Here is a 10,341-nt window from a genome sequence, read left to right as displayed (position 1 = left end):
AGTTATGTGCCTGAAAATTATTAAATATTATCTCCAACTATTGGGGTTCACTTCAATTTGGGATGCATTACTTTTTTGGCTTAAATGGCGAGGACCAACCGTTTGGCGCAAGTTTTATCAATATTAGAATGGAGAACTAAGCTGCATGATAAACAATTTGTCGGCTAATGTCTCAACTTCATTTGCAAATAAAGGCAATTTTTCCATATGAAAGGAAGTTTGGGCAAAAAAATAACAACCATGGCTGCAAGCAGCTGCATGATCGTTATTTAGTAGTATGTAATAAGTGGGCAGTCAGGGGCTCGAACCCTGGACCCACGGATTAAGAGTCCGTTGCTCTACCAACTGAGCTAACTGCCCATTACTAACCGACTTAAATATAATAGCATATGAAATTTTGTTTTGCAACAGCTTTTCTAAAAGTAATTCCAGTTGTGAATTCTTTTGGACTTTTTCCAAATTTTGTCCACCAGCTATTAAACGATTTGAGGGGCGATGCGGACAATATTCGGATTTATTACGCGACAAATGAGCTGTGTTATAATGGCAACATGTTGGCGTGTGCAATTAAATGAAAAATAACAATACCAAATCCATGTTAGGAGAAATTGTTAATGGCAAAGAAAATTCTAGTAGTTGACGATGAAAAACCAATCGTCGATATTGAGAAATTTAATTTAACTAAAGAAGGCTATGAAGTTTCCGTAGCCTACGACGGTGAAGAAGCGTTGCAACAAGTGAAGGACGTTGATCCAGACTTGATCATCTTGGACTTAATGCTGCCAAAAGTCGATGGCTTGGAAGTCGCCCGAGAAATTCGTAAGACCAAGGACACACCTATCATCATGGTAACGGCCAAAGATTCAGAGTTGGATAAAGTGTTGGGTCTTGAATTGGGTGCTGACGATTACGTTACCAAGCCATTCTCTAACCGTGAACTGGTTGCCCGGGTAAAGGCCAACTTGCGCCGCCAGGGAACCAGTAGCAACAACGCTAATGAAGCTGATGATAACCAAGACATTAAGATTGGTGACTTGGTCATTCACCCAGAGGCTTATTCCGTTTCTAAACGTGGTGAAAATATCGAATTGACCCACCGGGAATTTGAATTACTGCACTATTTAGCTCAACACATTGGCCAAGTAATGACTCGTGAACATTTACTCCAAACCGTTTGGGGCTACGATTATTTTGGTGATGTCAGAACCGTGGATGTAACCGTTCGAAGACTTCGCGAAAAAGTTGAGGACAGCCCAAGTCATCCAACCTGGTTAGTAACCCGCCGTGGGGTCGGTTATTACCTCAGAAATCCAGAAAGTGACCAAGCCTAGATTTAATGAATTCAAACATAAGGGGTATTAGCTGGTTGTGAATAATCGAATCAAGTTTTATCAATCAATCAAATTTAAGATCGCGCTGGTTTTCGCACTGGTATTGCTCGTCACCCTTGAAATTGTTGGGGCCGTTTTTGTGAGACAGTTGGAACATCAAAACCTATCAACGTTTAAAAATCAAATCCAGCTTCAGACATACGTGACCAATTCATTGACCACGCAATTATCACGGACCAACGAAACGGCTGCTAATAGGCGAATTCGGACAATTTTAAATGATACAGATAGTCCGAATAACGCGCAAATTCAGGTGATTGATACAAAGGGGACCATTCGGGGAACCAATCAAGTCAATAACCAAGCGGTTGTCGGTCAAAAAACCACCGATGATAACGTCAAAAATGCGATTTATGGCCGAACGACCATCGAAAAGAATACCTATGACTCAACGACGGATACGCGATACTATACGCTTATTTCGCCGTTGATTAAGAGTTCTGGAAATAACAGCACCATCGTTGGGGTCGTTTATACCAAGGCAAACTTGGATACGGTCTATCAGAATATTAACAATATTACAGTGATCTTCTTGTTTGCCGCGTCGATCGCGATTATCTTGGGGTTACTCATCTCAATTGTTATTTCGCGAGCGATTACCCGGCCAATTGAAGAAATGAAGAAGCAAACGATTCGGATTGCCCGGGGCGATTACTCCGGTCAAGTTCATGTGTATGGAAATGATGAGTTGGGCCAATTGGCAAGTGCTGTTAATAACTTGTCAGTCAGAGTTGAAGAGTCCCATGAATCAACGGAATCTGAACGCCGGCGACTGGATTCGGTGTTGGCGAACATGACCGATGGGGTTCTAGCGACCGATCGACGCGGTAATGTCATCATTATCAACGAAACTGCTGCCAGCTTTTTGAACCGCGATGAAAATCAAGCAATGGGTCAATCAATTCTTGATGTCTTGGATATTCGCAAGGATTATAGCTTGCGGGATTTATTGGAAAAGCCGGACGAACTCATTCTTGACTTCTCCAGTGATGACCATAGTTTAATTCTTCACGCCCATTTCTCTCTGATTCAGCGAGAATCTGGGTTTATCAGCGGCTTGGTTTGTGTCCTCCGGGATATCACCGAGCAGCAACGAATTGATCAGGACCGCAAACAATTTGTTTCCAACGTTTCTCATGAGCTGCGAACACCGTTAACCAGTGTGCGATCCTACATTGAAGCCTTATCCGATGGTGCTTGGAAGGATCCTAAGCTGGCACCCAAATTTCTTAAAGTGACGCAGGATGAAACCGACCGAATGATTCGGATGATCAATGATTTACTCACCTTGTCACGAATGGATTCCGGTACTCAGAAGATGGAAGTCGAACTCGTCAATATCAACGAACTCTTTAACTATGTCTTGAACCGCTTCGATATGATCCTCAAAAAGGATGATCATCCAGAAAAAACCTATACGATCAAACGAAAATTCACCAAACGCGATCTTTGGGTCGATCTGGATACCGACCGATTTACCCAAGTGCTCGATAACTTAATGAACAATGCGATCAAATACTCGCCAGATGGTGGTGTGATTACCTGTCGACTCTATGAGACCCGTAATAAGGTCATTTTAAGCATCAGCGACCAAGGTTTGGGGATTCCGCGTAAAGATATCCCCCACATCTTTGACCGGTTCTACCGAGTTGATAAGGCCCGTTCTCGGCAACAAGGTGGTAGTGGCCTTGGCCTTGCAATTTCTAAAGAAGTGGTTGAGGCACTTAAAGGTCAGCTTTGGGTTGAAAGTGTCGAAGGAAAAGGTTCCACATTTTATATTGCCCTGCCGTATGAACCAATAAAAGAGGAGGACTTATGGGATGAAGTTTAGTAAATACTTGATACCAATCGCTTTAACCATTGCGGTTATTGTCAGCCTTACTCTTTCGATGGTTCTTTGGACGAATCCAGCTAACTACCGCAGCAAACAAAATACCAATCAAAACTCGCAAACTGAATCGATGATTAAGCCAAAGCACTATGTCTTTACGCCCACTCAGGCGGTTTATACCAACCGTGAGGGCAGCCAAAAGATCATGGTTAACCGGTTGGTCAATGTGATCGCCGAAGTCAAAAAGACGATGCGCGACTACAAAGACCCCAGCATTAAAGAAACCAGCAGTGGTTCGCAAACTGAGTATTTCAAAATTGCTAACCAGCCAAATTCTATTATGCTGAGTTATCCGACGCCGGTATCGATGAAAATTTTAAACAATAATGTGAATAATCGCTTCAAGAAATTTCCGAATCATACGGTAACGAGAATTGTGTTGCCGACGACTGATTCGACGAAGATTTATTTGCTGAACGATCAAGATTTTAAGGTGTATCAGGTTAAAGTGAAGAAACACAGCTTGAAATCATTGAATAATGTCTTGAAATTAAGCATGCGAACGATTCCGGCAACCTTTAAACTCTTCAACAAAAAGCCGCTGGTCTACGTGAACACCTCGGTACAAATGGAACCCTACGAGTACCTGGTGGATCGCCAGTCGGAGGATTATTACGTCAGTCGGTTGTTGAGTGACGATGACTCTCAAAATATTAATGCCAAACGCCGCAAGAATGTGGTCATCTATGGGGATCAGAATTCAATGGAATTGATGTTTAATTCGAAAACCCGAATGGGCAGATTTTCTGATTATCGGCCCAATAAAAATCGCCAGAATATTACTTCGGTCTTGAATAACTCTTATAACAAGCTATCCGATCTGGGGTTGCCGTTGGATAACGTGCGGTTCTTTGATTACGATAGTGGTAGTCGGACCGTGATGTACCGCACGTTTGTCGAAGGATTCCCGATTTTTCGGGCAAATGGCTTTGGCACAATTTCGACTCGAACAATCAATTCCAGTGCCCAGCGAATGAACTTTTCACTTGATAATCCGGAAGTGCCGATTCCAAGCAAAAAGGGTTACTCGACGTTACCAGCAACAGCTACATTGATCAAACGATTGGTCAATAGCGGTTATAAAGTGAAAGACATTAAGAAAATTCAAATTGGCTACGGTTGGCAAAAGGATAAGAACTCACCATTGCTGGTCAATTTAACACCGGACTGGTACATCTTTTATAACGGTAAGTGGCAATCCTATACGTCAATGATTAATCACTATTAGGGAAGGAGGGGGCGTTAAATGAACTTTCGGCGGATTGAAATCATTTTTTTAGTCACCTTTATCGCGATCGATATCTTCTTGTTTGGCATGTTTCAAAAGAACACTGATCTGCAGGCGGAAAACGTTTCGCAGGGTGATTCAAACGCAAAGATTGTCAAAGAAATGCGAAATGATCAAATTAAGGTAGATGATTTGTCCAATAAAAAGGGCTTTGCCTACTACCTTTCCGGAACCCAAGATGATTTACTTCGAGATCAAATGGGCCAGTTGGTCAACCAGACTCCCCACTACATCGGTCACGAGCTGGAGAGTGAATTTAAAGAACCCGTCACGGTCAGTGCAGATACCCCTCAAAAGACGATTAACCGGATGATGTCTGATCCAACCTTTATCCTATTTGGTGATGAATATACGTATAACAAACAGCTTTCAACCTCCCGAACCATCGTCTATTCACAGAAGGCAATGGGGGGACTCATGTACTCCTCGGAAGCCCAAATTAGGTTTGCGTTGAATTCAAATCACCAAATTGTGAGTTACAGTCAAACCTATCTCCAGGATATTAAGAGTTTGCGTGAAAAATCGGAAACCATATCAGAAACTCGTGCATTAATTTGGCTATATCAGTATAATGAGATACCAAACAACACTAAGGTTGCCTGGACAGAGTTGGGGTACACAAAACTATTATCGATCGATAATGACCGGGTGTTTATTCCAACCTGGATCATCGCGATTAAGCCGCAAAATTCCACTCAGGTTCAAATCAAACGGATTAACGCATTTACTGGTGGGATCATCAAGGAAACTAATGAGAACCTGAAAAATAGTCAAGTTTCATCTGAATAATTAATGTTGGGAAGAATAACAATGGATAATGATGATATGAAGATTAGTGTGCTTGCCAGTGGCAGTACTGGTAATGTGACCTATGTCGAAACCCCGCAGCACAAGATTTTGCTGGATGCTGGGTTGAGTGGTAAAAAAATTGCGAATTTGATGAAATCAATTGGTCGGGATCTCAACGATGTCGATTCGTTGTTTGTGACCCATGAGCATTCAGACCACCGTCAAAGCGTTGGCGTTTTGGCCCGTCGATATCACATGAGTGTGTACGCAAATCAAGGAACCTGGGATGCCATGAGTTCTCGAATTGGCAAAGTTTCCGATGAGCAGAAGAACATTTTTCCGCCTGATACCGTTGAAGATTTTGGCGATCTGGATGTCGAAAGTTTCTCGGTGTCGCACGATGCTGCCGAACCACAATTTTACGTGTTTCATCATCACAATAAATCCTTTGTCGTCTTAACTGACACTGGTTACGTTTCTGATCGGATGGAAGGTGTCATCAAGGACGCCGATGGCTATTTACTGGAATGCAATCACGATATCGAAATGTTGGAAAACGGCGAATATTCTTGGCCATTAAAGCAACGAATCTTAGGTGATCAGGGCCATTTGTCAAATGAAGATGGAGCCAATACCATGTTGGACGTCATTGGGCATCGGACTAAGAAGGTCTTCTTGGGCCATCGCAGCCAGCACAATAACATGAAATCACTCTGTCATTTGACGGTTGCTTCGATCTTGGCCGATCATGATATGGGCGTTGGCAAGGACTTCAAGTTATACGATACGGAGCCGGAAGAAGCCTCGCCTTTAATGATTGTTTAGACTTCCTTTAGAGATTTATAAAGTTTATAACACACTTTTTTCAAAAAAATAAGGTATTATTAGAATGTAATAGAGAAAGAGAAGGGGGAACACTAATTGGCACAAAAAAATGGTTTTGGAAAATTAATTGCAACTGCTGTAATTGCTGGCGCTTTGGGCGGTGGGATTACTTATGGTGGTATTTCGTACTTTGATAACAATAGCAGTAGTACTGGAACAGAATTAATTTCTGGTAGTAATAAGAATGGCAACACCAAGATCAGTAACATGAAAGTGAACCTCAGTACACAAGCCGAAAAGGCATTTAATTCAACTAAGAGTACGGTTGTCTCTGTCATCAACTTACAACGCGAAAGTCAAAGCGACAATACGCTGGCTGGCATTCTTGGTGGTGATACTTCTTCTAGTAAAAGTAAGAAGAGCGGCGAGCTGGAAGCATCCAGTGAAGGCTCTGGGGTCATTTACAAGAAGAGTGGCAATAGTGCTTACATTGTGACTAACAACCACGTGGTTTCCGGTGCCAATGCCCTCGAGATCATTTTAAGTGATGGTTCTAAGGTTTCCGCTAAAGTTGTCGGGAAGGATGCTGTCACTGATTTGGCAGTTATTAAGATTAACTCCGACAAGGTCAATAAAGTGGCAACGTTTGGTAATTCTGATAACATCAAGGTTGCCGAACCGGTTCTCGCAATTGGATCGCCGCTTGGTTCTCAATACGCAACCTCAGTGACCCAAGGGATTATCTCTGCTAAGAAGCGAGAAGTTCCGCAAACTTCAGAGAGTGGCCAACAAATTGGTAACGCAACGGTTATTCAAACCGACGCGGCAATTAATCCTGGTAATTCAGGTGGTCCACTCATCAATTTAGCCGGCCAAGTGGTTGGCATCAACTCAATGAAGTTAGCTTCTGATCAACAGGGAACCAGCGTTGAAGGAATGGGCTTTGCAATTCCTAGTAATGAAGTTGTGACAATCATCAATCAATTGATTAAGAATGGTCAAGTGGTTCGACCGGCACTGGGAATCGGTTATACTGACCTTTCTAATGTTTCCGAGGAGCAGCAACGCTCCATATTGAAGCTCCCTAAGAGTGTTACCCAAGGAGCGGTCATTCTTCAAGTGAACGCTAACTCACCTGCTAAACGCGCAGGATTAGCCAAATACGATGTTATTACCAACCTTGACGGTAAGAATATCACTGAACAGAGTCAGTTGAGAGATATTCTGTACAAACACAAGATTGGCGACAAGATTTCGGTTACTTACTACCACAAAGGTGATAAGAAGACTGGAACGATTACATTGAACCAAAAAGCAACTAACAAGGTATTGAGTGAAGCAAGTAAATAAGTTGGGATAATTAGTCTTGAATCAATATCCCAAAATATAAACAAACACAGCAGTTATTCCAAGTCGTGGAATGGCTGCTGTATTTGTTTACAACGCTCACTGCTCAACCGAATTTATTCAGAAATGTCTTTGACAGGGATGAACAGGATGACCCCATCATCTGCTTGAAAAACCTTATATTGGGCGGCTTTTGGCTGGATATTGTTGGGAAGCAGAAATGCGTTCATATGATTAACAGATTGAATTCGAATGACCATTTTAATCACCTCTATTAAGTAAATACGTAAGAGATGGCGGAAATGATTTTTATTGAAGCTAAAAAATGAGGAAATGAACAATTTTGCCATTTTAATTTTAACTGATAACCCGTTTCCGAACGGTCTAAGGGTTATTGATGAATCTTGCCCCCTACATGATGGGTAAAAGCCGAACTACTATGTAAATTCCGTGTAAATAATTAACGAACAAATTAAATAAGGGAGATCTATCCACATTTTGCCTGTGGATAACTTTGTGGATAATCCACAAGCTTGGTTGAATTATTGATATATAAACCTTAAGAAGTTATCCCCCGAAATGGCAAAGTTATCCACAGAAATTGTGGATAACTTTATTAGGGATAAAAGCGGCTTTTGTTTGGTCGCCGGATTGCTGGTATAATAGGGTTTGCGTCAGTGGATTGCGAACGGATGTTTTCCACAATTTTGTGGATAAGTAATTTGGCTCTTGACAATTTTGAAAAAAATGCGGGTCCCAAAAATAATAGTTATGTGCATAAACCTGTGGATAACTTTGTGGACAACTTGTTTATAAGCCCACTTTTGTACACAGACAAATTAATTTTGGAGGAAATGTAATCGTGAATATCAAATTGGTTGTCGTCGGGAAATTAAAGGAAAAGTATTTTAAACAGGGAATTGCTGAATACGCCAAGCGGTTATCGCGTTTCTGCAAGTTTCAGATCGTTGAGGTTCCCGATGAAAAGGCGCCTGAATCCCTGAGCCAAGCGGAAATGGATGATGTGATGGATAAAGAAGGTTCGCGGATTTTAGCCAAAATAAAAGATCGCGAGTACGTCTACGCACTCGCAATCTTAGGTAAAGAACGCTCTTCTGAGGCCTTCGCGAAGGAGATCGCGGACCTGACAACTTACGGGCATTCCGATATTACGTTTGTGATTGGTGGTTCTTTGGGTTTGTCAAAACACGTTCTTGATCGCGCTGACACCCAGATTTCATTTGGTAAATTTACATTGCCTCACCAGTTGATGCGACTGGTGTTGACTGAACAGATTTACCGGGCATTTATGATTAATGAGGGGAGCCCGTATCATAAGTGATTATTAGGAGGGTGAGACAAATGATGAATTACATAATGGAAATATTGGGAAAAGCTATGAGTGGTTTAAAGATCAATATTGGGAACAGGAATAATTCTGATAATACAAGAATACAATGAAGCAGACGACTGTGAATGTATATGCGACTAAACCTGAAATAATTCCCAATATTGTAATTAAGATTGTTGCAAAAGATAAAAATGAGACGGACAAATTAGCTCAAAATATTGCAGCAATGTTAAAAACATGGACTGTTTATGTTACTGGTGATTATAAAATTATGATTGATGTCCCAGTTAATACGACTAATACTAATGAAAGAATGGATTTAGCAAATCAGTTTATCCGTCAAATTAATGATGAGTTTAAAAACGAAATTAAAAGCATTAATTATGATATATGAAAATCATGACATTCTTCTGACTAAAAATGGTGATTTTCTCATTACAACAATTTTTGATTATAGGTACTATCGTGAAAGCTCTCCTCTTTGAATAAATCGATTATTCAAAAACCAATACTGCTTCGGATCACCCACGAGTGCACTATAAGGAACGGGTTGTTTACCATTATTGATAATCTTTTCATCCAGATAAGCTTTCAGCACCCACGGCTCCTCAATGCGATCAGAATCTAAATTCATCACATCCTGAACATGCTCAGGCGTGCTGTCTAAATCAGATGCGACTTGGTTCAATGGGATGTTTGCTAATTCAAAGTTTTGTTTCAATTCGTCTCTGGTTGCGGTTTCTTGTTGCCTTGTTAATGACATGGTTAACTCTCCTTTGTTGTCTGCTGTAAGCGATCATATAAATTGGTTAAGTCGTTCAATAGTTGATCAGGATTATCCAAAGCTGCTTCAAATTGCTGATTGAGCAATTTGAATGCCTGTGAAATTTGCGCAGCAGCTGTTTCACCATAGGTTGTTAAAAACAGTTGTTTCTCCCGATCATTGTGGGCATTGGGCTGCTTGCCGACTAGGTGTCGCTTTTCTAGTCCTTTAATTAAATTTGAAATGCTGGCAGCTCCTCGACCAAGGAGTTGGGCGATTTGTTGCTGATTGGTTCCTGGATGCTGATGAATAAAATCCAATGCTTGCGCTTGATCAGGGTTGAGGTCAATTTCACGAATCTTTTCGTTGATAAATTGATTCTCAAATCGAGCAATTTGATGGATCAGTGATGAAATCGTATTTTTGTTTTTCACTGAAATACCTCCTAACAAATAAGAATTCTAGCACAAATGGTTTTAATTACAACTATTGTGCTTAAAGGTATATCTATAAAAAAGATTGAGCATCAGTCAGTAAAGTGTTTATAAATGCAGCTGGGGCCGCCCATCCTTACATTGATAAAGTCTGCGACAAATGGCTGACCCTCGCCATTTAAGTCAAAAAAACAATGCATCCCAACCTGAACTGAACCCCTTGAATTGGAGAAATCTAATTCAAGGGGTTTTATTATGTTTT

11 protein-coding genes and 1 tRNA gene are annotated in these 10,341 nt (G+C 41.1%); 8 read left to right on the top strand and 4 right to left on the bottom strand.

Annotation, left to right across the window (positions count from 1 at the left end; genetic code table 11):
- Positions 1–287 precede the first annotated feature (287 nt).
- A tRNA-Lys gene (locus FD12_RS06925) sits at positions 288–360 on the bottom strand.
- Between the two features lie 254 nt (positions 361–614).
- Between FD12_RS06925 and yycF the strand changes: the two genes are divergently transcribed.
- The 6 genes from yycF (at position 615) to FD12_RS06895 (ending at position 7,534) form a co-directional block, all read left to right on the top strand.
- Entirely contained in the window at positions 615–1,331 is a 717-nt protein-coding gene (gene yycF, locus FD12_RS06920) for a response regulator YycF (protein WP_056982310.1), read from the top strand.
- Between the two features lie 37 nt (positions 1,332–1,368).
- A complete protein-coding gene (gene walK / locus FD12_RS06915) occupies positions 1,369–3,222 on the top strand; it encodes a cell wall metabolism sensor histidine kinase WalK (RefSeq protein WP_056982308.1) in 1,854 nt (617 codons plus the stop codon).
- Positions 3,212–4,510 (top strand): YycH family regulatory protein, encoded by a 1,299-nt coding sequence (locus FD12_RS06910; RefSeq protein WP_054749043.1) that lies wholly within the window; start codon positions 3,212–3,214, stop codon positions 4,508–4,510. The genes walK and FD12_RS06910 overlap by 11 nt, the downstream gene beginning before the upstream one ends.
- A gap of 18 nt (positions 4,511–4,528) precedes the next feature.
- Positions 4,529–5,359, top strand: a complete 831-nt coding sequence (locus FD12_RS06905) for a two-component system regulatory protein YycI (protein ID WP_056982306.1) — start codon at positions 4,529–4,531, stop codon at positions 5,357–5,359.
- 21 nt (positions 5,360–5,380) lie between these two features.
- The gene (locus tag FD12_RS06900) at positions 5,381–6,184 is read left to right on the top strand and encodes an MBL fold metallo-hydrolase (protein WP_054749042.1); all 804 of its coding nucleotides are present in this window, start codon (positions 5,381–5,383) and stop codon (positions 6,182–6,184) included.
- 96 nt (positions 6,185–6,280) lie between these two features.
- Positions 6,281–7,534 (top strand): S1C family serine protease, encoded by a 1,254-nt coding sequence (locus tag FD12_RS06895; RefSeq protein ID WP_054749041.1) that lies wholly within the window; start codon positions 6,281–6,283, stop codon positions 7,532–7,534.
- A gap of 113 nt (positions 7,535–7,647) precedes the next feature.
- On the opposite strand, the gene FD12_RS13890 is transcribed toward FD12_RS06895, so the two are convergent.
- Positions 7,648–7,791 carry a hypothetical protein gene (locus FD12_RS13890; protein ID WP_156404073.1) on the bottom strand — a complete coding sequence of 48 codons (144 nt, stop codon included), beginning with the start codon at positions 7,789–7,791 and terminating at the stop codon, positions 7,648–7,650.
- A 602-nt stretch (positions 7,792–8,393) separates the two neighbouring features.
- Here FD12_RS13890 and rlmH point away from each other — a divergent pair.
- Complete coding sequence (gene rlmH, locus FD12_RS06885) at positions 8,394–8,873, top strand: 23S rRNA (pseudouridine(1915)-N(3))-methyltransferase RlmH (protein ID WP_054749039.1); 480 nt, start codon at positions 8,394–8,396, stop codon at positions 8,871–8,873.
- A gap of 115 nt (positions 8,874–8,988) precedes the next feature.
- Complete coding sequence (locus tag FD12_RS06880; protein ID WP_054749038.1) at positions 8,989–9,276, top strand: hypothetical protein; 288 nt, start codon at positions 8,989–8,991, stop codon at positions 9,274–9,276.
- Between the two features lie 66 nt (positions 9,277–9,342).
- Here the strand turns inward: FD12_RS06880 and FD12_RS06875 are convergent, their stop codons facing one another.
- Together FD12_RS06875 and FD12_RS06870 are read right to left on the bottom strand one after the other, a co-directional pair.
- Positions 9,343–9,645: a DUF2316 family protein gene (locus tag FD12_RS06875; protein WP_054749037.1), complete on the bottom strand. Its 303-nt coding sequence runs from the start codon at positions 9,643–9,645 to the stop codon at positions 9,343–9,345.
- A 2-nt stretch (positions 9,646–9,647) separates the two neighbouring features.
- A complete protein-coding gene (locus FD12_RS06870; RefSeq protein ID WP_054749036.1) occupies positions 9,648–10,079 on the bottom strand; it encodes a MarR family winged helix-turn-helix transcriptional regulator in 432 nt (143 codons plus the stop codon).
- Positions 10,080–10,341 lie beyond the last annotated feature (262 nt).

It is taken from the genome of Lentilactobacillus rapi DSM 19907 = JCM 15042 (assembly GCF_001436255.1).
GTDB classification, from domain to species: domain Bacteria; phylum Bacillota; class Bacilli; order Lactobacillales; family Lactobacillaceae; genus Lentilactobacillus; species Lentilactobacillus rapi.
Note: the sequence above shows the minus strand (reverse complement) of the source record. Positions and strands in the feature narration are given on the sequence as shown.

Bases quoted from the DNA above. Each gene is read 5' to 3' on its own strand.
- FD12_RS06905 (WP_056982306.1), top strand. From the start codon at position 4,529: ATGAACTTTCGGCGGATTGAAATCATTTTTTTAGTCACCTTTATCGCG.
- FD12_RS06875 (WP_054749037.1), bottom strand. From the start codon at position 9,645: ATGTCATTAACAAGGCAACAAGAAACCGCAACCAGAGACGAATTGAAA.
- FD12_RS06900 (WP_054749042.1), top strand. From the start codon at position 5,381: ATGGATAATGATGATATGAAGATTAGTGTGCTTGCCAGTGGCAGTACT.
- FD12_RS06910 (WP_054749043.1), top strand. From the start codon at position 3,212: ATGAAGTTTAGTAAATACTTGATACCAATCGCTTTAACCATTGCGGTT.
- yycF (WP_056982310.1), top strand. From the start codon at position 615: ATGGCAAAGAAAATTCTAGTAGTTGACGATGAAAAACCAATCGTCGAT.
- FD12_RS06880 (WP_054749038.1), top strand. From the start codon at position 8,989: ATGAAGCAGACGACTGTGAATGTATATGCGACTAAACCTGAAATAATT.
- FD12_RS13890 (WP_156404073.1), bottom strand. From the start codon at position 7,791: ATGGTCATTCGAATTCAATCTGTTAATCATATGAACGCATTTCTGCTT.